A 25,013-nucleotide genomic window follows, 5' to 3' on the forward strand; every position below is an offset into this window, starting at 1 on the left:
GTAACAGTTTATAATCAGAAAGGATCTGCACCACCATGACCGCACAGTTTCCATATGAAAAAAGTTTTACCAAACAGCTCCAAGCTAACGGTAAACAACCTTCGACCATTGAGCAATACCAATTGACCTTAGCCGATTTTTTTAACTACGAACAACACTTCAACGAAACTTTTGCTAAGGACCAGTTACTAGCTGACTTAACTGAGAACGACGTTCAAACCTACTTGGATATGTTGCAAGACCAGCGCTCGTTCAAACGGTCTACGATGAACAAGGCACTCTCAAATCTGAACGGTTACTTCAGTTATTTGTTTGAACACCGGATTATTACAACGTTGCCAACGTTTAGTATTAAGGGTAAGGCGCTAACTAACGATCAGCAGCTGTTACGCTGGCCTGACCAATTACCAAGCTTGCTCCAAAACGACGATTTGCACGTCTACACGCGGGCGTTCTTACTATTTACTTGCAAGGGCTTCACAACGGCTGAAATGTTAGCCCCGGATTTTGAACAACAACTTAACCATATCACGTTCAGCGATAGCGAACAAGTGTTCTTGGAAAAGCTAATGACCTTTTTGCAACCACTGCGAACTAGCGGTCAGTCCGGACTATTTTTAAAAGTCCGTCAGCGGGGTCAAGACGCCCACTTATCCTTAGCCGCGTTACACAAATACCTTGGCGGTGACAGCCAGCGCGTCGGTTTACCGCTCAAGCCCGTGGCATTACGCCAAAGCTACGTTCTGTGGGTCTTGGATCAGCACCGCAACACGGATCCGGAAATTCTGATGCGGCGCTTAAGGCTCGATGACAGCAGCTTAGCTTATTACCAAAACTTGCTGCGGCGTCAGGACTTACGTCAATTTAGAAATAATCCCCAGTCTTAAACGGTTCAAACCGGCATTGACGTAAATAATAAGTGTTGGGACCCAAATTCTTCCCAACACCCTTGCTGAATGCCTTTAGTTGTCTCCTGGCACACCCTTAACGGGGTGTGCCAGCTTTTTTAATTGACCAACAATTTTTTACCACGGTCGTTCGATTTTCATAATATTTACATTATTACAAAAACTTAACGAGACTTCACAAACCAATCACAGACTTTACGGTTGATTTGCTACATAGTTAAGAAGCCTTAAAAGCCCTGTACAAGCGGCCCTGAGCCCGTTAAACTAGGTACATCTTGTTACTTAAGTTTTTGAAAGGATGACTCAGATGACTTTTTATCGCTGGCTAGAACCATTTATTGACCAACGGGGCCCGTACGCTTCAGCAGCCTGCTACGCCCATTCTGATTTTGATTTCCCATTAACTAGTGATGTCCGTGAATTATCCGATTACATTACTTATTTAAATATTCGCGACTCCGTTAAGCAATCATTCTATTCCGCCCTGGACGCTTACCAGGCGGCTTAATACCAACCAAAATAACCCCGTTAGCAATTTATGCTAGCGGGGTTTTTCATGTTTAAAATTAAACTTGCCAGTGTTGTTTAATGAACGTTTCCCGACCGCCCATTTCCTCAATCTGGTAACGAAACTGGTTTCGCCGGTAAAAGTCCTGGTGCTCCGGTTCCGCCGGGTAAAACGGTTTGGCAGCTTCAATTTGCGTCACGATGGGTTCTTTAAAGCGGCCACTCGTTGCCAGGGCGTTTTTGGACGCCGTAGCGACCCGCCGTTGTTCCGCACTATTCACAAAGATTACCGGCCGGTAGCTATCTCCCCGGTCCTGGAACTGCCCAGCCGCATCGGTGGGATCGGTTTGACGCCAGTAAATTTCAACCAGTTGTGCGTAGCTGATCATCGCCGGATCGAAGGTGATCTCAACGGCTTCCGTGTGCCCGGTCGTGTGACTAGCCACCTGCTCATAGGTGGGATTGGCGACCGTTCCGCCAGTGTAACCCGAAACAACTTTCTGGATGCCCGGTTGCTGATCAAACGGCTTGACCATGCACCAAAAACAGCCCCCGGCAAAAATTGCGGTTTCCGTCATTGGTGATCACCTTCAGACTTTGCGAATAAATCAACGTACTGGCCATAACCAGCCGCCCGCAACTCGGCTAGCGGAATGAACTTTAACGCGGCCGAGTTTATGCAGTACCGTAATCCCCCCTGTGCTTGCGGTCCATCGGGAAAAACGTGGCCGAGGTGAGAGGCAGCTTGGGCACTCAGGACCTCGGTCCGGTGCATACCAAACGACTCGTCGTGGTGCTCGGTTAGTTGCGCATTTTGAATTGGCTTCGTAAAGGACGGCCACCCGCAACCAGCGTCGTATTTATCTAACGAACTGAATAGCGGCTCGCCACTAACCACGTCAACGTAAATCCCCGCTTGGTAAAAATTATCATAAACACCACTGAACGGCCGCTCCGTGGCGGCTTCCTGAGTAACCGCGTACTGTTCCGGGGTTAACCGTTGTCGCAACGACTCCTTGTGTTCACTCATCCAATCAGTCCCTTCTATTATATCAATCGATTGTGCATAATCAATTGTGCGCAATCAATCGGCCCTAACGTATACTATACGCTACTTTTGCTTAATTACAAAAAAGAAGTTTCCGCAATTAAACGGAAACTTCTTTGAATTGACAATTTAATTAACTTAGGCGTTAAACGCGTCGGTCAATGGTGGTACCACTTGCTTCTTCCGTGAAACAACGCCTGGTAAACTTAAGCGGTTATTGGCCAGCTTCTTACCAAAGGCCTTTTCAACGGGTTCCGTTGGGGCCCCAACGACTAATAATTCGGAATCACTGTTTAAGATGTTGGTGGCCAAGATCAAGAACAGGTCGTAACCTTCAGCTTGGTTTTCATCCTTAGCAGCGGCTTCCAAAGCGGCTTGGCGCTTGAAAACGTCATCCAAATCAACCGTGTTGATTTGGGCAACGCGAACCGTTGAACCGTTCATGTCAAACGATTTAGCATCGGCATCGATCAATTCCTTTTCGGACTTGCTGTCGATGTTGGTACCGGCTTTAAGCATTGCTAAGCCGTAAGTTTCGTAATCAACGTCGGCAATTTTAGCTAAGTCCTTAACGACCGCAACGTCGGTTGGCGTGGTGGTTGGTGACTTCAACAATAAGGTGTCGGAAATGATGGCGGATAACATCAAACCGGCTAACTTAGCAGGAATTTCAACGTGATTTTCTTTGAACAGTTTGTAAACAACGGTGCTGACACAGCCAAGTGGTTCGGCCCGGTAGAATAATGGTTGGGCGGTGTTAAAGCCAGCAATCCGGTGATGGTCAACCACGTGGGTAACCGTTACGTCGGCGATGTCGCTAACACTTTGTTGGGGTTCGTTATGGTCCACTAACATAACTTTGTCAACTTCGGGAGCCGCCTTAGTGATGACCCGTGGAGCTGGTTCGTTAAAGTGGTCCAAAACAAACTTAGTTTCTTCGTTTGGTTCGCCCAAAGCAACGGCTTCGGTATCGGCACCCAACTTATTTTCTAAATATGAAAAGGCCTTGGCCGCCACAATTGCGTCGGTGTCAGGATTTTGGTGTCCAAAAACTAATTCCTTACTCATTAGCACAAAACTCCTTTAAAAACTATTTTTGATTAATTTTTTGTAACCGTGAAATGTAATCGTCTTGGCGGAGATAGTTATCAAATTCGTCCAAGAAGTTCTTGATGCGCGGAATTTGGTCCTTATCTTTCCGGAAGACAAAGTTCAAGTCAAACTTGATGGCCGGTTCAAACGAAACCGTGTGGAGTTGATCCACCACCGGGTTAGCCACCATGAATGAGTTTGGTAACGCCGTATTGGTCTTAGTGGCCGCAACGAACCGGTAGATCTGTTGGGGCGTTGTAAACCGCGCAACCGCCGTTGGTAAATCGGCCATCTGGTTTTTGTAAGATTCCCGGATAACCTGATCCAAATAGTAGTTCTCGGGATACATGGCCCAAGGTTCGTCAATCGTATCCTTAAACTTAATCCGTTTCTTTTTAGCCTGCTTGGGATCACTAGAGATGAACAACAGCTCGTCTTGGATGATTTTTTTAGACTGGTATGGTTTCCAGTTTTTGATGCTTTCATCCGGTAAGTACATGACCGCTAAGTCGATACGGTTATTTTCCAAACGTTCCCAAATCTCTTTACGCGTTAACATGTGAAACGAAATAATGACGTTCGGGTTAGCTTCATAGTACTTAATGGCGAAGTCTTCAAACACGTGATCTTCAATGGAAGCCAGGATCCCGATGTTAATTGAACCCTGCGTTGCGCTGGTCGTTTGTTGAATCTCGTCCGTCGCTTTATTTAAAACGTCGTAAATACTATGCGTGGCGTTGAGCATGGTGTAACCCGCATCGGATAAGCGTAATTTTTTCCCTACGGAGTAAAAGAGGGGCGCACCCACCGTGCGTTCCAGCTTCTTAATTTGTTGGGTTAACGCCGGCTGCGTGATTCCTAAAATCTGCGCCGCCTGCGTATAATTCATAGTTTCAGCTAATTGCAAGAAATAAGTCAAAGTTTTTGATGAAAAAATACTTTCTTGAGTTGTCTTCATGAATTTTACCTGATCCTTTCGTCTTATCATCATCTTATGATATCTATAATATTATACAAGATTAGATTTGAAAGCAAGCGCTTGTTATCGGTAAATAAACCTTAACTAATTATTAAACGATGAACCATACAACTATATCTTACAGCTAACGCCCATCCCCTGGCAAGCATGGGTACCGACCGGGTTTCCCCATTCTTTATCAAAACGTTACGCTATCTTTACACGGTTAGCGGTACCGGGTGACGCTGCATGGTCACCGGCGTCCCCTCCGTGTCCGTATCGATCACGAAGGAGCCGTTTGAGTACCGCGCACTGACGGGGTGATCGTCACTCAGAATCGAATGCCGTTTACCACGGTCGGTCAGGACTTCCAGTGCGACGCCGGTTGCGGTCCCGTCGATCAGGACGTAGTCGGCAACGCGGTGAGGATTGTTCTTCAATTCCCGGAGCACTTGAACGCCCCGGCGCGCCCGACTCGTTACCGGAATGTCCGCAACCTTCATCTTTTTAAACGAGCCCCGCTGGGTGATCATGGCAACTAAGTCCCGGTCATTAGCAACGACGACCCGTACGACGAGGTCGTCGCGAAGATCCATTGATTTAACTCCCACGGCTTTTGAACCGATCGTTGGCACTTCGCTTAAATCGTAGCGTAACCCGTAACCGTGCTGGGTGATCAAGACTAACGTGCCGGTTGGGGCGGCCGGTAAGTACTTGACCGTCACCACTTCAGAATCGGCACCCTTTAACTTCATAAACTGACTGGCGCGTGTCTTATACGTCCGTCCGGGAACGTAGTCGGCAAAGGCGGTCTGCTTAACGTACCCGTCGTTGGTCGCCACTAAGAATTTCCCGGTTTCTTTCAACGTTGCAAAGCTAAAGACCCAGGTAATTCGTTCGTTATCGGCTAAGCCAATCGTTTGTGAAACGTGTTCCCCGGTATCCTTCCACTTAGCATCGGTAATTTCGTACACTGGCCGGTAGATCAAGTGGCCCAAGTTCGTAAACATCATCAGGTGATCGAGGGTGTTGTTCTTCGCCAAGTAAATTGGGAAGTCCTCGTCCTTTAAGCCGTTATCATCGGGATCCGACGCCGAGTACGATCGCAGACTCGTCCGTTTAATGTACCCGTCGTGACTGATCATAACGACCACGTCTTCTTGGGGAATTACCACTTCGGTCTGGACCTTCAACTCTTGAATCTCATTTTGAATTTCAGTTAGCCGGTTCGTCGGGTACGCCTTTTGAACGGCCTTTAATTCTTTACGTAAAACTTTGTCCAACTCTTTGGGTTGTTCCAAGATTTTGTGGTAACTTTCAATGGCCGCGGCCAGTTCCGCCGCTTCCTTTTCAAGTTGGGTCACGTCCGTGTTGGTCAAGCGATAAAGCTGCATCGTCACGATGGCTTCGGCCTGTAATTCGGTGAAGTCAAATTGGGCCACTAAGTTTTGCTTGGCGTCCTTCTTATCCTTACTACCCCGAATGGTTTTGATCACCTGGTCCAAAATAGACATGGCCTTGATCAGCCCTTGGACGATGTGCTGCCGGTCAGCCGCCTTTTTCAAGTTAAACTGGGTCCGGCGAGTAATGACGTCGCGCTGGTGCTCCAAGTAGGCCGTTAGAATCGTCTTTAAGCCGACGTGTTCGGGCCGCTGGTGATAAATGGCCACCATATTAAAGTTATACGTAATTTGGAGGTCCGTATTTTTAAAGAGGTAGGTCAAAATTCCTTCCGCGTTCACGTCCCGCTTCAGTTCAATCACGATCGATAACCCTTGGCGGTCACTTTCGTCACGCACTTCGGCAATTCCTTCGATTTTTTTCATAATGCGAATTTCATCAATTTTTTTGACGAGTTGCGCCTTATTGACTTCGTACGGAATTTCCGAAACTTCAATTTGGGTTTTATTTCCCTTGATGGGAACGATCTTGGTCCGGGAACGAACGACAATGCGTCCGCGCCCAGTTTCATAAGCTTGTTTAATGCCGGCTAAGCCCTGAATGATCCCGCCCGTTGGAAAATCGGGTCCCTTAACAAAGTCCATCAGGTCTTCCAAAGTCGCCTTGGGGTGGTTCATCAAGAACAATACCGCGTCGATGACTTCGGTTAAGTTATGCGGCGGAATTTCCGTTGCGTACCCCGCCGAGATCCCGGTTGCACCGTTAACTAATAAGTTCGGGAAACGGGCGGGCAACACGGTCGGTTCGTACTCGGTATCATCAAAGTTTAAGACCATGTCAACGGTCTTTTTATCAATATCGCGGAGCATTTCCCCGGCGACCTTGCTCAACCGGGCCTCGGTATACCGCATCGCGGCGGCCGGGTCTCCGTCCATCGAGCCGTTATTACCGTGCATTTCAATTAACGGTTCCCGCAGTTTCCAATCCTGACTCAGCCGGACCATCGCCTCGTAGATCGATGAATCCCCGTGGGGGTGAAAATTCCCCATGACGTTCCCAACCGACTTAGCGGACTTCCGAAACGCCTTATCAAAGGTGTTTCCATCCTGATTCATGGCGTACAAAATCCGCCGTTGAACGGGTTTTAACCCGTCACGGATATCCGGTAACGCCCGTTCTTGAATGATGTACTTTGAGTAACGGCCAAAGCGGTCGCCCATGACGTCTTCAAGCGTTAGTTCTTGAATTTTTGGTTGTTCAGTTGCCAATTTGCGACCTCCTTTAATGCTTTAATTGTTGCGCTAACTCTTCGTCGGCCTGTTCGTGTGCCGATGAAACGGCCTCGTTATCTAACAGGGACCCGTCCTCGTCGAGGTTAAAGTGCACGTTGCTTTCAATCCACTTCCGCCGCGGTTCAACCTTATCACCCATTAACGTCGTGACCCGCTTTTCGGCTAACGCCGCGTCGTCGATTCGAACCCGCACCAGTGTCCGCTTTTCGGGATCCATTGTGGTTTCCCAGAGTTGTTCAGCGTTCATTTCACCCAGCCCCTTGTAGCGTTGTAAGGCGTAGCCCTTGCCAAAAGTCTTGGTGCGTAGGGCGAGTTCTTCGTCGGTCCAAGCGTACTCGGTCCGCAGCTGTTTGCCCTGCTTCTTTTGCAGCCGGTACAGCGGCGGCAGCGCAATGTAAATTTTACCCGCGTCGATCATTGGTCGCATGTACTTATAAAAGAACGTCAGTAATAAAATTTGAATGTGGGCCCCGTCGGTATCGGCATCGGTCATAATGATGATTTTATCGTAATTGCTTGACTTCAAATCAAATTCCGGACCGACCCCGGCACCAATCGTGTAGATCATCGTGTTGATTTCTTCGTTTTTAACAATGTCGGGCAGTTTAGCCTTTTCGGTGTTTAAGACCTTCCCCCGTAATGGTAGAATGGCCTGAAACTTACGGTCACGTCCCTGTTTAGCCGAGCCGCCGGCCGAATCCCCTTCGACTAAGAACAGTTCGTTTTTCTTCGCGTTTTTGGACTGGGCGGGCGTTAACTTACCGGATAATAACCGTTCCTGTTTACGCCGCTTTTTACCGTTCCGACTCTCGTCACGGGCTTTACGGGCGGCTTCCCGGGCTTGACGAGCCTTGGTGGACTTCCGAATCAGCATTTGCGCAAACTCGCCGTTTTCCATCAAGAAAAATTGGAGTTGCTCGCTAATCACGTTATCCACGATGGTCCGGGCTTCCGGCGTCCCGAGTTTTTCCTTCGTTTGGCCTTCAAACTGCAGTAAGTTTTCGGGAATCCGGAGGGAAATCACGGCGGACAGCCCCTCCCGCACGTCGGAACCCTCTAAGTTTTTATCCTTATCCTTTAATAAACCGACTTTACGGGCGTACTCGTTAAAAGCCTTGGTCCAGGCACTGCGGAAGCCAGCTTCGTGGGTCCCACCATCCGGCGTCCGCACGTTATTAACGAAGGACAGTAAGTTTTCGGAGTAGCCGTCATTATACTGGGCGGCCACTTCTACCTCGACCCCTTCCTTCGTGCCGTCGAAGAACATGACGTCACCCAGGGTGTCCTTATCTTCATTTAAGTAGCTTACGAAGGCCTTGATGCCGTCTTCGTAGTGGAACACGAGTTCCTGTTCCTGGCCTTCACGTTCGTCCGTCAGCGTAATTTTAACGCCCTTTAACAGGAAGGCGGATTCCCGCAACCGTTCGGCTAACGTTTGGAAATTATAAACCGTGGTTGTAAAAATGCTGGCATCCGGTTTAAACGTAATCGTGGTTCCGGTAGGCTTATTAGTCTTGCCCTTTTTCTCCAGGGTACCGACCGGGTGACCACCGTTTTTAAAGTGTTCCACGTAACGGTAACCGTCACGAATAATGGTGACGGTCAGTTCGGTCGATAACGCGTTAACCACGCTGGCACCGACCCCGTGTAACCCCCCGGACGTTTTGTAACCGCCCTGGCCAAACTTACCACCGGCATGAAGGACCGTTAAAATCACTTCGGGTGTCGGGATCCCAGACGCGTGCATCCCGACCGGCATCCCCCGACCATGGTCCACCACGGTGATACTATTATCGGCATGGATCACAACGTTGATCTCTTTACCGTAACCGGCCAGTGCTTCGTCGACCGCGTTATCAACAATTTCGTAAACTAGGTGGTGGAGTCCGCGACCGTCCGTTGAACCGATATACATCCCCGGTCGTTTTCGAACGGCTTCCAATCCTTCTAGGACTTGAATTGAAGAATCATCGTATTTTGGGCTTTTTTTTGCCATTCTCACAACTCCTTTAAATTTTGCGTTTTTACTTCTTTTTTTGACCTTAAATTTAATGAGCTTGATTTAACGGTCTTGACACCGCTAACTAAAGCTATGCAAATTTGATTATAGCACAGGAAATTGATTTTACCGCGACTTTTTTGTGTTTGCGTGTGGCTCAGGCGAATTTTAAGTTCAACTTCAACCAGATTTTAACGTAATTTTAAATTTATCCGCCTAAAGCCAGCTTACTAATATGCGAATGTACGTTCGCCTTATTGTAGTAAGTTCGTTAGGTGTTTGTCAACTGTAAACTTTTTTGAACTCAGACCCCCCCATCATCCCTAAAGCATGCTAAAATATTGAAGTGATTCTATTGCAGGAGGAACTTATCTTGATTTTAAAACTATCCATCATGCTGATCGTTGCCTACCTGATTGGCTCGATTCCTTCGGGGGTCATTATCGGCAAGCTATTCTTCCACACCGATATCCGACAAACTGGTAGCGGGAACATTGGCACAACGAATACTTACCGGGTGCTCGGTCCAACCGCTGGGACGATCGTCATGGCAATGGACATTTTAAAGGGGACCATCGCCGCCCTCCAGCCGACCGTGTTATACCATTTGGATAACCGGTACACGTTGTTAGTGGGCTTAGCCGCGATCTTAGGCCACACCTTCTCCATTTACATCGGTTTTAAGGGCGGCAAGGCGGTCGCTACGAGCGCCGGAATCCTACTCGCCTATAACTGGGAATTTTTCTTAATTGCAAGTGCCATTATGTTTACCCTCGTCTATGTCACGAGTATGGTCAGCGTAGCCAGTATGACGTCGTTTCCAATCGTGACCTTAATTGCGATCTTTTATTACCGGGACCCGCTGCTTTCGATCGTCGCTCTGGTCCTAACGATTTTCATTTTTTACCGACACCGCAGTAACATCGCCCGTATCAAAAACGGTACCGAGTCACTGGTCCACTTTGGAATCGGTTGGCACCGCCGGCAAGCTAAAGATAAATAAATCAACGAAAGCCCACCGATCTTTTGGTGGGCTTTTTGTAACGATTTGATAAACTGGGATTGTTGACTAGGTGTTATTTAGTTTAGTTAAAGTAACGTGATACTATTCATCTTATCTAATCCGCCCGCTAACTTTCCCGTCAAAAAGGTCCTAGCCAATCTGACTAGGACCTTTGGTTATGCTAGAAGAACTTAACTTGGTACTGGGCGTTAAACGTCTGGTTCGCGGCTAAGCGGTTGATGGCCATCTTGTGACTTAACTGACCATCCGCGTGCACGTTGTCCGCGATGCCCCACCACGGTTCGAGGCACACAAACGGGGCGTCGGCCGGGTACGGTGACCAAGTACCCACGTACGGGGCGTCTTCGATCGTCATCGCGACCCCGTGGTCATCTAAATCCGAGCTGAGCATCAAAGTCGTTTCTTGGTGCTTCAAATCTAAAATGACCGCGTCGTCTTTAAAGAAATCCCGGGTTAACGGCAACGGTTTCGTTAAGTCGAGCTCGTCAGCGTTGTCGGCGTCGTTTAACGGTGCTTGTAACGGGATGTGCGGGTAAACCTGCTTCGGTGCCACCGTTAACGTGTAGTTTTCTAAGCGGCCCGCGGGATCGGCTAACGGCACGTTAAAGGCCGGGTGCCCCCCGATGGAAAACAGTAATTCTTGGTTGGCCGGGTTATGGACGTCGTAAGCCACCGTCAATTCGTGATCCTTTAACGTGTAGATCAACCGCAAGCGGAAAGCGAACGGGTACATTTTCCGGGTTGCCGCGCTGTCCGTTAATTCCAAGGTCGCACTCGTGTCCGTGTGAGCGATGACCGTAAAGTCGTTGTCACGGGCAAACCCGTGCTGACCCATGTGGTACGGTTGACCGGCCACCGTAAACTGGTCGTCCTTTAAACGGCCAACGATTGGGAACAGGACCGGGGCGTGACGACCCCAAAACTTAGGGTTCGCCTGCCACATGTATTCAATGCCATCGGCCGACTTCACGCTGCTGAGTTCCGCCCCGGCTTCGTTAATTTTTACGGTTAAATACGCATTCTTTAGTTCTACTGTCATTCGTTCAAACTCCCCTTAGTTTAAATTATAAAATGTAACGACTGAGGTCCTTGTCTTCGGCGATGTTACCGATGCGGTCGTTAACGTAGTTTTCGGTAATGGTCACTTCACCCATTTCCATGTCGGGACCTTCGTACAATAATTCTTCTAGTAACTTTTCAAGGACCGTGTGTAACCGCCGGGCCCCGATGTTTTGTGTTTCGTGGTTGACCTTGTAGGCAATTTCAGCAATCGCTTCGATGGCTTCAATTGTGAAGGTGACCTTAATGTTATCCGTCCCAATCAGCGCAATGTACTGCTTGATTAGCGCGTTCTTTGGTTCGGTCAGGATCTTCACGAAATCGTCCTTGCTTAAGTCGTCGAGTTCGACCCGGATTGGGAAACGGCCCTGCAATTCGGCAATCAAGTCACTCGGTTTACTTTCCGCAAACGCCCCGGACGCGATGAACAGGATGTGGTCCGTATTGATGGGACCGTACTTCGTCGAAATTTGCGACCCTTCGACGATCGGCAAAATGTCGCGTTGCACCCCTTCACGGGAAACTTCCCCGGAATTTTGCTGCCCACCGGCCGTGATTTTATCAATTTCATCAATGAAGATGATCCCGGTATTTTCAGCCCGCACAATCGCGTCGTGGTAAATATCAGCGTTATTGACTAATTTTTCGGATTCTTCCTTAACTAAGATCTCGCGGGCTTCCGCCACCGGCATCGTCCGTTTGATCCGCTTCTTCGGCATGATCGAACCGAGGGTGTCGCCTAAGTCGATGCCCATCTGACCGAGCATGTTATTGTTACCGGCGGCCGCCTGTTGCGGATCATCCATCTCAATGGTCACGTCGGAATTTTCCAACTGACCGGCCTTTAGCTGGTCGGCAACTGATAAACGTTGGTTGCGGACGTCGTCGGTGACCTCTTCGTTATTATTATCCTCGGCGTTCGGCATCTGGCCGTTTTGCAGCTGGCTAAACATGTTCATCATGTTCTGGAAATCGTTCCCGTTGCGGTTATTTTGCTTCTTTTGCGCGGGAACTAACAGCTTAACTAGGCGCTTATCAGCGGCAGCCACGGCCCGGGAACGCACCCCGGAATAGGCTGACTGCTTTTCCATTTCAATGGCCACGTCAACTAAGTCACGCACCATTGATTCCACGTCGCGGCCCACGTAACCCACTTCGGTAAACTTAGTGGCTTCGACCTTCACGAACGGTGCCTGAACGATCTTGGCTAACCGGCGGGCAATTTCCGTTTTCCCGACCCCGGTTGGTCCGATCATTAACATATTTTTAGGGGTAATTTCGTCCTGCATATCTTGGGACAGTTCCATCCGGCGGTAACGGTTGCGTAACGCAATCGCTACGGCCTTTTTCGCATCGGTTTGTCCAATCACGTAGTTGTCTAAGGCGGCTACGATCTGTTTAGGCGTTTTATTGATTGCTTCCATCAGTGATTCTCCTTTATTATAAGGCTTCGGAAATGACGTTATGGTTGGTAAAGATGTCGATGTCGCCAGCGATGTTGATGGCGGCTTCGGCAATTTCTTGCGCGCTCATATCCGGAGCGTGCATTTGCATCCCGCGGGCGGCAGCCAGTGCAAAGTTACCACCCGAACCGATCGCTAACACGTCGTTATCGGGACTGATGACTTCACCACTCCCGGAAACTAAGAACATTTCGTCCTTATCCATGACGATCAGTAGGGCTTCCAGCTTTTGTAACGCCTGGTCACCACGCCATTCCTGCGCGAGTTCCACGGCGGCCCGTTGCAGATTACCGGAATATTCGTTGAGTTTCTTTTCAAAACGGTCTTCCAAGTTAAAGGCGTCCGCCACGCTGCCGGCAAACCCAACGACAACTTGGTCGTTGTAGATGCGCCGGACTTTGTGCGCCGTCCCTTTCATGACGACTTTTTCACCCATCGTCACCTGACCGTCGCCGGCCATGGCGTTATGTCCGTTTTGACGAACGGCACAAATGGTTGTTGCTTCAAATTTCATTGGCATAGTTGATCTCCTTTAAGTTACTTCCGCGTTGCCCGCGGGAAAAAGTTACGGTAATCCTGTTGTAAGTGTTCCTTAGTCACGTGCGCGTAAATCTGGGTAGTCGATAAACTGGTATGTCCCAGTAATTCCTGGACCGTCCGTAGATCCGCCCCGTTGTTCAGCATCTGGGTGGCAAACGTGTGCCGCAGCATGTGGGGGTGAATGTCGGCCGTCAAACTGCTCTTTTTTACAATCTGGTTCAAGACGTATTCGATCCCGCCACCGGTAATTGCCCCACCGTGCCGGTTAATGAACACCGTTTGGTGCTGCTGCGCGTATTTAGCCATGACCGGCGTACGGCAAACTTCGTAGTAGTGTTGCAGGGCCGTCGCCGCGTACCGTCCGAACGGGACGTAGCGTTCCTTATCGCCCTTCCCACGAATCAACATCATCTTCATTTCAAAATCGACGTCGGTCAGTTGGAGGTCAACGCACTCGCTTAGCCGAATCCCGGTCCCGTACAGGACTTCCAGGAGGGCCGCGTTGCGCGCCCCCATCACGCTATCATCCGCGTAAACGGTTTTAAACAAGACGTCCAGTTCCTTCTGGTAAAAGAACCGCGGTAACCGCGCGGCGTGTTTTTTTAACTGAACGTAAACGAACGGATTGACCTTGGCCAGGTCGTTTTTGACTAAAAAATTATAAAACGAACGCAGGCTCGACACTTTCCGCGCAATCGAATTGCGCGTCAAGTGCCGGTCATACAGGTGGCTCAAGTAAACGTTCACATCCAGATGGTCAACTTCAGTATACGCTTTCGCACCGCCATTGGCCGTTAAGAAATCGTTAAAAGCCTGAATATCTTCCCGGTAAGCCGCGGCGGTCTCGTCTGAATACTGCCGTTCAACCCGAATGTACTTTAAAAAGAGGGCTAAATAGTCTGTTTCCATACAAAAACCTCCATACGTTGCTACTTTAGCAAAGTATGGAGGAAAACACAATTATGCGCCTTATCGGTTAGTTTTCACCGGTCACGGTCGGCGCTAGCGTTTCGGCCCGGAAAGTTTCTAGGTCGGCTAAGGCCCGTTCGGAAATCGCGGTGTTCCGTTCCCGTTTGTCCCGGATTCGTTGTTTTAATTTTGGAACGATCCCAAAGTTGGCGTTCATCGGCTGGAAATGACTCGCGCTAGTATGGGTGATGTAGTGGGCCATCGCCCCCATCATCGTATCCGTTGGGAAAACGACCGGTTCAAGACCGAGTGCCAAGCGGGCGGCGTTGGTTCCCGCCACGATCCCGCTAGCCGCACTTTCAATGTAGCCTTCGACCCCGGTCATCTGGCCGGCAAAGAATAAGTTCGGCCGTTGCTTCGTTTGGTAAGTCGGTTCTAGCAGTTTTGGGGACTTCATAAAGGTATTGCGGTGCATCACCCCGTAACGCACAAATTCGACGTTTTCTAGCCCGGGGATCATTGAAAAGACCCGTTTCTGTTCGCCCCATTTTAAGTGGGTCTGGAACCCAACGATGTTGTATAAGTTCCCGGTAGCGTCGTCTTGCCGCAACTGCACGACGGCAAACGGCTGCTTGCCGGTCTTCGGGTCTTCTAACCCGACCGGCTTCAACGGGCCAAACAACATCGTTTGGCGACCGCGTTGGGCCATCACTTCGATCGGCATGCAACCTTCAAAAACGTCGGAATTTTCAAAGTCGTGTGACTCCGCCATTTCGGCGTGGATCAACGCGTCGTAAAAGGCGTCAAACTCTTCTTCGGTCATCGGACAGTTCAGGTACGCCGCTTCACCGCGGTCGTAGCGGGACTTTAAGTAGACTTTGTCCATGTCAATGGAGTCCTTGGTCAAAATCGGGGCGGCCGCGTCAAAGAAGTGCAGGTCGTCTTCATCGTTAAATTCTTGAATCGACTTAGCCAACGACGCTGCGGTCAGGGGACCGGTTGCCACGACGGTGATGCCATCGGTTGGTAAACTGGTTATTTCCTCGTTGATCACTTCAACGTTGGTTAAATTTGTAATCGCTTCGGTGATTTCCGCCGAAAAGGTGTCGCGGTCGACCGCTAAAGCGCCTCCCGCGGGTACGGCGTGGTGTTCGGCCGCTTGCATCACGATCGAATCCATTTGCCGCATTTCGGCCTTTAGTAGTCCGGCGGCGTTGGCGAGCTGGTTAGCCCGCAACGAGTTGGTACAAACTAGTTCGGCAAACTGACTCGTGTGGTGCGCCGGGGTCATTTTGCTCGGGCGCATTTCGTATAAACGGACGTTGACGCCCATATTGGCAATTTGCCACGCGGCCTCGGAGCCCGCAAGCCCCGCGCCGATAACGTTAACAGTTGGTATTGATGCCATCCTGAATTCCTCTTTTCATTAAAAAGCCATACCATTGATAGTATTATCGTAATCATACCGAAGATCCCATTAGATTACAAACGTCCCTTTCGATTGTTGCATCCGTTTACCACGGTATTTAGCCGATAAAACCGAACTTTAAATTTTTAAGGTGTGAGTTTTCTCGGTAAATCATCCATAAATAATTTTGTTTTCTTAACTTTATACTGTCTAAAATCAATGATTGTTAATAAAAAGCCGTATCCAGGCCAACGTCTGGGTACGGTTTACTAGGCCTACTAAGCCCTCAATCGATCGTATAAGCGATAAACGTGGTAACTCATTTTACCGTGTTCTTTGTAGTACCAATTATACTTAAACTCTTGGATAGCCTGGTGGTAAGCGTCGTGATTCCAGCCACAAGTTGAAATAACTGAAGCTTTCTTACCACTACCGTTAGAAACAACCATGGTGTGCCCAGCACCTCCAGTTGCATCGCCCCAAATCACAATGTCACCCCACTTAGGTGCATAAGCCTTAGCCGTCTTAGCGTTTCCGTTAGCGGCGTTAAAGTACCCATTGCGCAATAACCACGGTCGAATTGAGATGGTGTTGTAGCCACCGTAACGCATGTTTTCAGCAGCGGGACGACTAGCACCCGCTTTCCAAACGGCCTGGGTCATTGAACCAGAGCAGTCCGCCGTTCCATCTCTTCCCGTCCGTGAACCGAGCATTGAATACGTAATTTTGCCTCGCCGCTTCAGGAACCAACTGATAACCCGGTTAGAGAAGCTTCTCAAAACACCCTTACTACCAAAGTAATAGGAACGGGTTTTAATCCGGTGCCAACCAATAAACCGACTGCCAGTTTTACGACTAAAATAGTACATGTGGTGACGCAGCTGTTGCCAACCGTGAACCATGTGACCCTTTTTATTATAATAAACCGTCTTCTTCGTGCGCTTAGTTGCCTTCACTTTATGAAAACCGGTCTCCATCGCACCACTCTTTTTGTTGAACAGGTACCAATACTTTTTAATGTGGTGTTGATTGTACAACATCCGGCCTTTCTTGTTATAGTAAACGGTCTTTTTCTTCTTACCAGAAGCCTTTACTTTATGGAAACCAGTTTCCATGGCACCGGTCTTCTTATTGAATAAATACCAGTGTTTTTTAATTTTGTGCTGGTTGTACAGCATCCAGCCTTTTTTATTGTAGTAGACTGTTTTTTTCTTTTTACCAGAAACCTTCACTTTATGGAAGCCAGTTTCCATCGCGCCACTAGCCGCGTTAAACAAATACCAATGTTTCTTGATTTTATGCTGGTTGTACACCATCCAACCCTTTTTATTGTAGTAGACCTTTTTGGGCTTATTATGATCCCCATTAACGGTTTGAAACCCCGTTTGCATGATACCGGTACCCGGGTCAAACAAGTACCAATGGGACTCAATGTCTCGCTGACCACTAGCGCGTTCCGCGGTCGTCGGATCATAATAATAAGTATTAGCTGACTCATCCGTATAAAATCCAGTAACGTTTTGCTGCGTTGCATTATCAAATAAATAAGTCTTCCCGTTTTCTACTTTGGTCTGCTTTCCCGTAGTTACGGGTGCCGCGCTGCTAGCAGATTGATCATCCACAGCGACGGCTGGCGCTGCCAATCGTCGTTGAGCCTGACTCGTCGGAGTTACTGCAGATGCTGCTTCAGACTGGTTGGAACTAGCCGTTTGCGCCGGCACCGCTGCACTAGTTGACTGACTATCAGAACTCGTTGCCGCGGTAGATTGTTGATCCACAGCAACGGTAGCTGACGTCGCCGTAGCACTGGACGCCGACACCGCATGTTCTTCATCCTGACTAGGATCTTCCTGACTACTGTTCGATGAACTGGCATCCCCTGCAGCCGAGCTAGTGCTAACCGCAGTAGTCGTTACTGGTTTAGCCGTTTCATCAGCCTGAACAATCTTTGACTGCAACAAAACAACTGAACAAACTGATAACATTGTTAGGCTCGGTAATAAGCCTAACGTACACCCCTTATGTAACTTATCCATTAAAATTCCCACCAGAATTCCTTTTGTTTTATTAGAATAAATAATTAATTTAATTAAATATAATAATATAATTATTCTATCATCGCTTTAAACGATTAACAAGCTCATCTATTGAGAATTTAAACGGCTGGCTCAATAAAAAGGACCAAGCTACGTTAGTATCGTAGCTTGGTCCCTTAACTGTAGACAATTTATTTTTGAACGTTTTCTGAGTAGTCGCCGTTTGGACATAGCACTTGTTTGCCACCCTTGACCTTCTTTTCGACCAAGTAATGACCATCCTTCGGGCAATCCCGCCCAATCGGCTTATCCCAAGAAACAAAGTCACAATCGGGGAAGCGCGAACAGCCGTAAAATAACCGGTTCTTCTTGGACTTCCGTTCAATCACTTGCCCCTGTTTACACTGCGGGCAAACGACCCCAATTTCCTTGACGATTGGCTTGGTATTGCGACAATCCGGGAAGCGCGAGCAGGCGTAAAACTTACCGTAACGGCCCATTTTAATGACCATCGGGGCCCCACAGATATCGCAGTCGAAGCCGGCCAGTTCGTCTTTGATCTGGATCTTCTCCATCCCTTCTTCGGCCTTTTCAACTTCCTTAGAAAACGGCTTGTAGAAGGAATCAACCACTTCGACCCAATTTTCCTTACCGGCTTCGGTCGCGTCTAACTGTTCTTCTAAGTTAGCCGTAAAATCGACGTTGACGACGTCCGGGAAGTATTCCTGGATGATATCGTTGACGATTTCGCCCAGCTCCGTCGGGACAAGCCGGCGGGATTCAAGCTTCACGTAGTAGCGCCGCTGAATCGTATCCAACGTTGGCGCGTACGTGGATGGACGCCCCACGCCGTTTTCTTCCAGTGCCTTGATCAAGTTGGCTTCGGAATAACGGGCCGGTGGCTGAGTGAAATGTTGTTGCGGGTCGGTCTTACTTAACTTAACGACGTCGCCTTCATTCAAGTCCGGTAAAACGTTGTTCTTTTCGGTCTTATCATAAATCTTAGTAAACCCGGCGAACTTAGTCTTCGAACCGTTAGCCCGGAACTGGACGTCGTTTTGATCGATTGTGACCGCCATCGTGTCCAAAATTTCGGGGGTCATCTGACTCGCTACGAACCGGGACCAGATCAATTGGTATAACCGGAACTGGTCCCGGTTTAAATACTCCTTAATGCTGGCGGGTGTCCGAAAAACGGAGGACGGCCGAATTGCTTCGTGGGCGTCCTGGGCGCCTTCTGGTAACTTTCCCTTGACCGGTTTAGTTGCCGCGTATTCGGCCCCGTATTCTTTGTGTAAAAACTGGGACGCTTCGTGCTTGGCAATCGACGAGATCCGGGTCGAGTCGGTCCGCATATAGGTGATCAGCCCAACGTTACCGTCTTTTCCCACGTTGATACCTTCGTACAACTGTTGCGCGGCCATCATGGTTTTACGCGTCCGGAAGTTTAACTTACGGTTCGCGTCCTGTTGCATGGTGGAAGTCGTAAACGGCGGTGCCGGGAAGCGTTTACGTTCCTTTTTGACCACTTTGGTGATATCAAAATCCCCGTTACGGTCCAGTTGCTTAAGCACCTTTTGCACGGCGGCGTTGTCGTCTAGCGGCATCTTTTTGCCGTGGGTGCCGTAAAAGTTCGCCATGAACTTCGAACGGCCCTTTTTAAACTCACTTTCGATCGTCCAGTACTCTTGGGGAACGAAGGCCTTGATCTCATTTTCACGCTGAATGATCAAATCCAGTGCAATTGATTGGACCCGCCCAGCGGACAAGCCCTTCTTAACCTTTTTCCAGAGTAACGGACTAATCGAATACCCCACCAGCCGGTCGAGAATTCGCCGGGCCTGTTGAGCGTCAACTAAGTCCATGTCGATCGAACGGGGTTCTTTAAAGGCGTTTTTAACGGTGTCCTTGGTAATTTCGTTAAAGACGACCCGGTTCTTATCCTTCGGGTCCAGTCCTAGCAAGTAGGACAAGTGCCACGCGATGGCTTCCCCTTCACGGTCGGGGTCAGATGCGAGGTAAACGGCTTTAGCCTTCTTAGCTTCTTTACGCAGGCCCTTGATAACGTCACCCTTACCTCGAATCGAGATGTAGTGGGGTTCGTAGTCGTTTTCAACGTCGACTCCCATCTTACTTTTCGGTAAATCCCGGATGTGACCGAGACTGGCGACGACCTTGTAGGAACGGCCCAGGTACTTTTCAATGGTTTTCGCTTTGGAAGGTGATTCCACGATCACCAATTTTTTTGCAGTGGATCGCGTTTTACGTTTAGGTGTTGCTTTGGCTTTGGTTGTCTTTTTAGCCGCGGGCTTACGTTTTGCCGCCGGCTTAGCTTTGGTTGTACTAGCAGCCACTAGATCAGCTCCTTACACTTTTGATCATAAATATTATGGATCAGGTTCTGACAAATCCATGTAATCATATTTCAAAAGTTTCAGCTTGTCAAATTATCGGTAAAAACTCTTCTATTATATGCCGAGAATTTAGCACCGGTTTGGCTCCTGCGGCAATCAGTTGATTACAACCAACCGACAACGGTGCGTCAATTGGTCCGGGGACCGCCAGCACGTTACGGCCGTTTTGTAACGCTAAGTTGGCCGTGATTAAGCTGCCGGAACGCTCGCGAGCTTCCACGACCAGGAGCGTCTGGCACAGCCCGGCAATGATCCGGTTGCGTTCCGGAAAGCGAAAGCGCGCGGGCCCGGTTCCCAGCGGATACTCGCTCATTAATAAACCAGCCTTACTAACTTGTGCTTGCAAATCGGCGTGCACTTTAGGATACGCCCGGTCCAAACCGGTCCCGATGACCGCAATCGTTGGTAACCCACAAGCTAAAGCCGTTTGGTGCGCGTAACCGTCCGTGCCGGCAGCCAAGCCACTAACGATCGTTAACTGCTCGGTCGCAAGCGGCGTCAGTAGCCGGGTCACACAACGCAGCGCGTACGGCGTCGCCTGCCGTGCACCAACCACCGCCAGTTTGCGCCCCGCTAGCAACGCCCGGTTGCCCTTTAAAAATAGGACGATGGGCGGGTGAAAGCCCTCCAGCAATCCCAACGGATAATCGGCATCCACGATCGTTAGGACGTCTAAGGCCGCGTGACGGGTGCACCGCCGGGCAAATTCGGCGCTTTGCCAGTCGGCCAAAAAAATTGCCATGTGGCGGTGATCAAGCTGGGCTAAAGTTCCCAAAAGGCCCGCATCCGTGACCACCACGTGTTGGTGCACGCAGTGTTTTAAGATGCGGGTAATCGCCCGGTAACTAAAACCGTGGACGAGGGTCAAACGAATTAATAGGCTCCGTAATTGCATAAACTTCACTCCCTTTATTTAGGAAGCTCCGCAATTACCGCCGAATTGCGTTTTGGACCGGTGAAAACGACCGCCGGTGAATCGGGGTCACGCCGAGTTGTTGCAAACCGGCCAAGTGTTTGGCCGTACCGTAACCCATGTTATCGGCAAAGTCGTAACCGGGATAAACTTGGGCGTAAGTCGCCATCAAGTGGTCCCGGGCAACCTTTGCCACGATACTGGCCGCCGAAATACTGGCACTCTTAGCGTCCCCCTTAATTAAACGGGTCTGCGGGATCGGCACCGGAATCTGCATGGCGTCAACTAGTAACCGGGTCGGTTGCACGCTCAAATTATTGACCGCTTGCGCCATGGCCACCCGGGTTGCTTCGTAAATGTTGAGCTGGTCAATTTGTTGGGGACTCGCCACGCCCAAGCTAACCGCGACGGCCTCTTCCAAAATTTTAGGCATCAGTTCCGCCCGCTTTTTAGCCGTTAACTGCTTAGAGTCGTTGACTTCTAACAAATCAAAGTCTTGCGGTAACACCACCGCGGCCGTCACGACTGGCCCGGCGAGCGGGCCGCGCCCCACTTCGTCGATCCCGGTAACGTATTGGCCACCGTGGGCCCAAAAGTCCCGTTCTAACTGCATGTGCCGGTTAAAGCGCGCTGTCAGTGCGGCGACTTTTTCCCGTTGCTTTAAGTAGCGCCGGTACACCTGTTGAACGCCCTTCCGTTCATCCGTTAAAGCGGCTGCCAAGACGGCGTCACTAGGATGATTGGCTAACAACCGCTTAAAATCGGCAATCGTGTACTCAGGCATCGGCACCATCCCCGGTCAAGTCAAGCGTAAAGCGACCCAGTCGGCCCTTACGAATATCTAACAAAAAGGCCACGCAGAAACGTTCCCAGTCGTCACGCATGCCGGCGTTCTTAGTCATGGCGACTAGCAAGTCCGGATTTTCTAATGCCAATTGCGCTTCCGTTAATTTGTAACGTTCGATCAACCGATTCGCGTAGTGGTGCTTAAAAAAGTCTAAGGCGTAGAGTGCCACGTCGTCGTTCGGGTAAATATTTTCCTTAATGGCCCCGGTGACGGCTAACTTTGTCCCCACGACCTGGTCTTCAAACTTCGGCCAAAGGATTCCGGGTGTGTCAAGTAATTCCAATTTATTGGAGGCCTTCAGCCACTGCTGACCCTTGGTAACTCCGGGCCGGTCGCCCACCTTGGCAATCTTTTTGTTAACGATGTGATTCAGCAGGGTCGATTTACCGACGTTGGGGATGCCAACACAGACCGCGCGAATTGGCCGGTTCGTGATCCCGCGAGCCGCAATTTTAGCTAACTTATCCGCCAGCATTTCACTAGCCGCCGTCGTAATTTGTTTGGCGGTGGTGCGGTTTCGTGAATCGACCGCGATGGCCGTTTGCCCCTGAGCTTCGTAGTGTGCGACCCAGTCGGCCGTTTTTTGCGGGTCGGCCAAGTCCTTTTTTGTCATAATGAGTAAATGCGGTTTTTGTTGAATGACTTTTTCAATATCCGGATTACGGGAGGCCTCGGGAATGCGGGCGTCCACGAGTTCAAAGACAATGTCTACGAGGTGTAAGTTGTCTTGAATTTGGTGGATTGCCTTGGCCATGTGCCCGGGATACCATTGAATGTTTGCCATAAATAAATCTTCCTTTCACCCGTTACGGGAGACGTTCGTTAAAACACTGTTTCCATCATACCGGCAAATGACTAAAAACACCAGCACGACCGCTAGTTAACGTCTTTTTCAAAGTAAATCACGGTCATCCCCGGTTGGATAACGGTTTGTTTTCCCAAAATTTGGTGATAACCCAGCTTCGTGTACAGGTGCACTAGTTTGGTTTCCTGGGCAATCGTGTCGACGTGCCAAGTGTGCACGTTTGGGTAACGACCTTCGATTTGACTTAACGCGGCCGCGGCCAAGTGGTGCTCCTGAAAGGACGGCAAAATTAATAACGGTGAAATGCGGGCTTGTTTTGGCGCTTCACCCGTGATGACCCGGATCAGTCCCACCACCGTCGCCCCGGTTAAAATTGACCAGTAAGTACTCCCGGGTCGGACCACCTTGGCCGCCACGCTCGTCGCCGTTTCACAGTACGGATTCGTTGCCGTATCGCGGTAACGGGCGTACAGGTCGGCAAAGCTCTGGTGATACATCACTAAAATCTCGGCAACGTCGGCTGCCGTTAACTTTTTAAACTGGACGTTCGGTAACATCCAACCACTTCCCTTTACGTCGATCATAGTCTAAAAAACACCCAACGGTAACCCGCTGAGTGTCTTTCGTTAAACTATTTTGTATTTTTGATCAATTTCATGGCCGCGTCGTACGCTTTGTCATTATCACTGATCTTAGTGGCTAGTTCAGTTTCAACCTTGGCCAGCGTCTTTTTATCAACTTTCCCAGTGGCCGTTAACTTCGCGTGCTTCTGGTAAGCCTTGACCGCCGTAGTCGTGGTCGTCCCAAAGTAACCGTTAGCGGTCCCTTTGAAGTACCCCAAGGCTTGCAAGTACTTCTGGAACGTCTTGACATTTTCGTTGACCTTGTCCGCCTGCAAATCACTTAACTTGCTGACGATCGTCAAACTGGCGTAACTCGGTTCAGCCGCCTTAACGTCCGGTGTTAAGCCCTTCTTGTTGATCCAAGTACCGTTAGGCGTTAACCACTTGGCCACCGTGATCTTCATTTCGGTCTTATCACTAAACGAAGTGACCGTTTGAACGGTCCCCTTGCCGTACGACTGGGAACCGACCAGCTTAACCCCGGCCGACTGGTGCAGCGCCGCCGAGAAGATTTCCGCCGCCGAAGCACTCCCACCGTCAATTAACACGGTCGTCGGTTTGGTTTCTTTGAACCCGCCATCGTATTTCTTGCCGGCCACGTATTTTTCAGCGGAACCGTCGCGTGCTTGGACCTGCATGATGGTTTTGCCGTCCTTAATGAAGTACGAAGCCATCTTTAAAGCCGCCGTCATTAACCCGCCCGGATTGCCGCGCATGTCGATGACCAGCTTCTTGGCACCCTTTTTGTCGAGCGCCTTTAACGCGGTCTTAAATTCCTTCGCCGTGTTGGTTGAGAAGGTCGAGACGGTAATGTAACCAATCTTTTGACTGCCGCCAACCAATTTGTAATCAACGGTCGTTACCGGGATCTTCGCCCGCTTTAACGTCACGTTAAAGGTCGAAGTCCCACGCTGAATGGTCAAATTGACCCGCGTGCCAACCTTACCGCGCATCATGTTGACTGCTTCGGTCAGGGTCTTGCCGGCGACCGACTTACCGTTGACCGCTTTAATCACGTCCTTCGGCTTTAAACCGGCCTTCTTAGCGGGCGTGCCAGCAATCGGCGAAATGATCTGCAGGTAACTGCCCGACTTCTGAACCTGCGCCCCGATGCCGGAAAACGAACTGTCAATCGTGTCGTTTAAGCTTTCAGTTTCGCTCTTATCCATGTATTCGGAGAACTTATCGCCCAATGAATTAACCATCCCGTTGATCGCACCGTTGGCCAGTTTATTGGCGTTGACCGGCTGGTAATAGTTATCACTAATGGTCTCGTATACCGACTGGATCTTTTTCATGGCACTGTTAGTCTGTTGCATACTGCTAAGTTGCTGACTAACCGCGCGACCGATGAACCAGTACGTCCCACCGACCCCGACGCCTAGCGCCACGACAATTGAAATAATGTAGGTCCATAGACCAACGCGCCGTTTAGGGTGCTTCGGTTTATTCTTCAGGTGCGGATTAGTTTTGGGTGCGTCCGTCTCCTGGTGCTGCTTTGGTTCCTCTGGCATGCCGAACTTCCTCTTTCCTACGAATTAAATTTAAGCTTCACTGGCTAAATACGCCTGCCACGCGTCGTCAAAGATCGTCATCCCGGGCAAGTAACCCGCGTTAAGTTCTAAATACTGTGAAACTTCGTGAAAATCCTTACTCTGCTTAGGAAACGACTGGTCGAAAAAGGCGTTATTGGCGAATTCGGCTAACGGCGCGGTACTGTCCGGATTCCGCTGCGTCATTAAATACTGATAAAACGTTTTGTGCATA

The 25,013-nt window shown here is 49.6% G+C and carries 22 protein-coding genes; 3 read left to right on the forward strand and 19 right to left on the reverse strand.

Annotated elements, in window-relative coordinates; genetic code table 11:
- Positions 1-35: 35 nt before the first annotated feature.
- Both D1831_RS04525 and D1831_RS04530 read left to right on the forward strand, forming a co-directional pair.
- Positions 36-887 carry a phage integrase N-terminal SAM-like domain-containing protein gene (locus D1831_RS04525; RefSeq protein WP_125071738.1) on the forward strand — a complete coding sequence of 284 codons (852 nt, stop codon included), beginning with the start codon at positions 36-38 and terminating at the stop codon, positions 885-887.
- Between the two features lie 328 nt (positions 888-1,215).
- Positions 1,216-1,416 (forward strand): YozE family protein, encoded by a 201-nt coding sequence (locus tag D1831_RS04530; protein ID WP_125071739.1) that lies wholly within the window; start codon positions 1,216-1,218, stop codon positions 1,414-1,416.
- A 58-nt stretch (positions 1,417-1,474) separates the two neighbouring features.
- On the opposite strand, the gene msrA is transcribed toward D1831_RS04530, so the two are convergent.
- From msrA to parE, 6 genes are all read right to left on the reverse strand, one after another.
- Positions 1,475-1,993: a peptide-methionine (S)-S-oxide reductase MsrA gene (msrA, locus tag D1831_RS04535; RefSeq protein ID WP_125071740.1), complete on the reverse strand. Its 519-nt coding sequence runs from the start codon at positions 1,991-1,993 to the stop codon at positions 1,475-1,477.
- Positions 1,990-2,445 carry a peptide-methionine (R)-S-oxide reductase MsrB gene (gene msrB / locus D1831_RS04540; RefSeq protein WP_125071741.1) on the reverse strand — a complete coding sequence of 152 codons (456 nt, stop codon included), beginning with the start codon at positions 2,443-2,445 and terminating at the stop codon, positions 1,990-1,992. The genes msrA and msrB overlap by 4 nt, the downstream gene beginning before the upstream one ends.
- Positions 2,446-2,601: 156 nt before the next feature.
- Positions 2,602-3,531 (reverse strand): manganese-dependent inorganic pyrophosphatase, encoded by a 930-nt coding sequence (locus tag D1831_RS04545; RefSeq protein WP_125071742.1) that lies wholly within the window; start codon positions 3,529-3,531, stop codon positions 2,602-2,604.
- 22 nt (positions 3,532-3,553) lie between these two features.
- Positions 3,554-4,513, reverse strand: coding sequence for a LysR family transcriptional regulator (locus D1831_RS04550; protein WP_125071743.1), 960 nt, complete (start codon positions 4,511-4,513; stop codon positions 3,554-3,556).
- A gap of 218 nt (positions 4,514-4,731) precedes the next feature.
- A complete protein-coding gene (gene parC, locus D1831_RS04555) occupies positions 4,732-7,182 on the reverse strand; it encodes a DNA topoisomerase IV subunit A (RefSeq protein ID WP_125071744.1) in 2,451 nt (816 codons plus the stop codon).
- Positions 7,183-7,195: 13 nt separating this feature from the next.
- On the reverse strand, positions 7,196-9,202 hold the full coding sequence (gene parE / locus D1831_RS04560) for a DNA topoisomerase IV subunit B (RefSeq protein WP_125071745.1): 2,007 nt from the start codon (positions 9,200-9,202) through the stop codon (positions 7,196-7,198).
- A gap of 397 nt (positions 9,203-9,599) precedes the next feature.
- Between parE and plsY the strand changes: the two genes are divergently transcribed.
- Entirely contained in the window at positions 9,600-10,208 is a 609-nt protein-coding gene (gene plsY, locus D1831_RS04565) for a glycerol-3-phosphate 1-O-acyltransferase PlsY (protein WP_125071796.1), read from the forward strand.
- A 181-nt stretch (positions 10,209-10,389) separates the two neighbouring features.
- Here plsY and D1831_RS04570 read toward each other — a convergent pair whose 3' ends face one another.
- The 13 genes from D1831_RS04570 to D1831_RS04630 form a co-directional block, all read right to left on the reverse strand.
- Positions 10,390-11,268, reverse strand: a complete 879-nt coding sequence (locus D1831_RS04570) for an aldose 1-epimerase family protein (protein WP_125071746.1) — start codon at positions 11,266-11,268, stop codon at positions 10,390-10,392.
- Between the two features lie 25 nt (positions 11,269-11,293).
- Positions 11,294-12,712 (reverse strand): ATP-dependent protease ATPase subunit HslU, encoded by a 1,419-nt coding sequence (gene hslU / locus D1831_RS04575; RefSeq protein WP_125071747.1) that lies wholly within the window; start codon positions 12,710-12,712, stop codon positions 11,294-11,296.
- A 16-nt stretch (positions 12,713-12,728) separates the two neighbouring features.
- The gene (gene hslV, locus D1831_RS04580; protein ID WP_125071748.1) at positions 12,729-13,271 is read right to left on the reverse strand and encodes an HslVU peptidase proteolytic subunit; all 543 of its coding nucleotides are present in this window, start codon (positions 13,269-13,271) and stop codon (positions 12,729-12,731) included.
- Positions 13,272-13,288: 17 nt separating this feature from the next.
- On the reverse strand, positions 13,289-14,200 hold the full coding sequence (gene xerC / locus D1831_RS04585; RefSeq protein WP_125071749.1) for a tyrosine recombinase XerC: 912 nt from the start codon (positions 14,198-14,200) through the stop codon (positions 13,289-13,291).
- A gap of 67 nt (positions 14,201-14,267) precedes the next feature.
- Positions 14,268-15,608: an FADH(2)-oxidizing methylenetetrahydrofolate--tRNA-(uracil(54)-C(5))-methyltransferase TrmFO gene (trmFO, locus tag D1831_RS04590; RefSeq protein ID WP_125071750.1), complete on the reverse strand. Its 1,341-nt coding sequence runs from the start codon at positions 15,606-15,608 to the stop codon at positions 14,268-14,270.
- Between the two features lie 278 nt (positions 15,609-15,886).
- Positions 15,887-17,644 (reverse strand): peptidoglycan amidohydrolase family protein, encoded by a 1,758-nt coding sequence (locus D1831_RS04595; RefSeq protein ID WP_125071751.1) that lies wholly within the window; start codon positions 17,642-17,644, stop codon positions 15,887-15,889.
- Positions 17,645-17,835: 191 nt separating this feature from the next.
- Positions 17,836-19,998, reverse strand: a complete 2,163-nt coding sequence (gene topA / locus D1831_RS04600; RefSeq protein ID WP_125071752.1) for a type I DNA topoisomerase — start codon at positions 19,996-19,998, stop codon at positions 17,836-17,838.
- A gap of 88 nt (positions 19,999-20,086) precedes the next feature.
- Entirely contained in the window at positions 20,087-20,953 is an 867-nt protein-coding gene (dprA, locus tag D1831_RS04605) for a DNA-processing protein DprA (protein ID WP_125071753.1), read from the reverse strand.
- Between the two features lie 34 nt (positions 20,954-20,987).
- Positions 20,988-21,755 (reverse strand): ribonuclease HII, encoded by a 768-nt coding sequence (locus D1831_RS04610; RefSeq protein WP_125071754.1) that lies wholly within the window; start codon positions 21,753-21,755, stop codon positions 20,988-20,990.
- The gene (ylqF, locus tag D1831_RS04615; RefSeq protein WP_125071755.1) at positions 21,748-22,602 is read right to left on the reverse strand and encodes a ribosome biogenesis GTPase YlqF; all 855 of its coding nucleotides are present in this window, start codon (positions 22,600-22,602) and stop codon (positions 21,748-21,750) included. The genes D1831_RS04610 and ylqF overlap by 8 nt, the downstream gene beginning before the upstream one ends.
- Before the next feature lie 92 nt (positions 22,603-22,694).
- Positions 22,695-23,180, reverse strand: a complete 486-nt coding sequence (locus tag D1831_RS04620) for a GNAT family N-acetyltransferase (RefSeq protein WP_225422769.1) — start codon at positions 23,178-23,180, stop codon at positions 22,695-22,697.
- Between the two features lie 74 nt (positions 23,181-23,254).
- Positions 23,255-24,760, reverse strand: a complete 1,506-nt coding sequence (locus D1831_RS04625) for a S41 family peptidase (RefSeq protein ID WP_125071756.1) — start codon at positions 24,758-24,760, stop codon at positions 23,255-23,257.
- A 30-nt stretch (positions 24,761-24,790) separates the two neighbouring features.
- Positions 24,791-25,012, reverse strand: coding sequence for a YozE family protein (locus tag D1831_RS04630; RefSeq protein ID WP_125071757.1), 222 nt, complete (start codon positions 25,010-25,012; stop codon positions 24,791-24,793).
- Position 25,013: the final 1 nt, after the last annotated feature.

Source organism: Lactiplantibacillus garii (genome assembly GCF_003885105.1).
GTDB lineage: Bacteria > Bacillota > Bacilli > Lactobacillales > Lactobacillaceae > Lactiplantibacillus > Lactiplantibacillus garii.

What these genes read in the sequence shown, in the direction of transcription:
- D1831_RS04525 (WP_125071738.1), top strand. Translation starts at nt 36, where the DNA reads ATGACCGCACAGTTTCCATATGAAAAAAGTTTTACCAAACAGCTCCAA.
- msrA (WP_125071740.1), bottom strand. Translation starts at nt 1,993, where the DNA reads ATGACGGAAACCGCAATTTTTGCCGGGGGCTGTTTTTGGTGCATGGTC.
- D1831_RS04550 (WP_125071743.1), bottom strand. Translation starts at nt 4,513, where the DNA reads ATGAAGACAACTCAAGAAAGTATTTTTTCATCAAAAACTTTGACTTAT.
- parE (WP_125071745.1), bottom strand. Translation starts at nt 9,202, where the DNA reads ATGGCAAAAAAAAGCCCAAAATACGATGATTCTTCAATTCAAGTCCTA.
- xerC (WP_125071749.1), bottom strand. Translation starts at nt 14,200, where the DNA reads ATGGAAACAGACTATTTAGCCCTCTTTTTAAAGTACATTCGGGTTGAA.
- D1831_RS04545 (WP_125071742.1), bottom strand. Translation starts at nt 3,531, where the DNA reads ATGAGTAAGGAATTAGTTTTTGGACACCAAAATCCTGACACCGACGCA.
- dprA (WP_125071753.1), bottom strand. Translation starts at nt 20,953, where the DNA reads ATGCAATTACGGAGCCTATTAATTCGTTTGACCCTCGTCCACGGTTTT.
- D1831_RS04630 (WP_125071757.1), bottom strand. Translation starts at nt 25,012, where the DNA reads ATGCACAAAACGTTTTATCAGTATTTAATGACGCAGCGGAATCCGGAC.
- msrB (WP_125071741.1), bottom strand. Translation starts at nt 2,445, where the DNA reads ATGAGTGAACACAAGGAGTCGTTGCGACAACGGTTAACCCCGGAACAG.
- ylqF (WP_125071755.1), bottom strand. Translation starts at nt 22,602, where the DNA reads ATGGCAAACATTCAATGGTATCCCGGGCACATGGCCAAGGCAATCCAC.
- D1831_RS04530 (WP_125071739.1), top strand. Translation starts at nt 1,216, where the DNA reads ATGACTTTTTATCGCTGGCTAGAACCATTTATTGACCAACGGGGCCCG.
- hslU (WP_125071747.1), bottom strand. Translation starts at nt 12,712, where the DNA reads ATGGAAGCAATCAATAAAACGCCTAAACAGATCGTAGCCGCCTTAGAC.
- D1831_RS04620 (WP_225422769.1), bottom strand. Translation starts at nt 23,180, where the DNA reads ATGTTACCGAACGTCCAGTTTAAAAAGTTAACGGCAGCCGACGTTGCC.
- plsY (WP_125071796.1), top strand. Translation starts at nt 9,600, where the DNA reads ATGCTGATCGTTGCCTACCTGATTGGCTCGATTCCTTCGGGGGTCATT.
- hslV (WP_125071748.1), bottom strand. Translation starts at nt 13,271, where the DNA reads ATGCCAATGAAATTTGAAGCAACAACCATTTGTGCCGTTCGTCAAAAC.
- D1831_RS04625 (WP_125071756.1), bottom strand. Translation starts at nt 24,760, where the DNA reads ATGCCAGAGGAACCAAAGCAGCACCAGGAGACGGACGCACCCAAAACT.
- D1831_RS04570 (WP_125071746.1), bottom strand. Translation starts at nt 11,268, where the DNA reads ATGACAGTAGAACTAAAGAATGCGTATTTAACCGTAAAAATTAACGAA.
- D1831_RS04595 (WP_125071751.1), bottom strand. Translation starts at nt 17,644, where the DNA reads ATGGATAAGTTACATAAGGGGTGTACGTTAGGCTTATTACCGAGCCTA.
- trmFO (WP_125071750.1), bottom strand. Translation starts at nt 15,608, where the DNA reads ATGGCATCAATACCAACTGTTAACGTTATCGGCGCGGGGCTTGCGGGC.
- D1831_RS04610 (WP_125071754.1), bottom strand. Translation starts at nt 21,755, where the DNA reads ATGCCTGAGTACACGATTGCCGATTTTAAGCGGTTGTTAGCCAATCAT.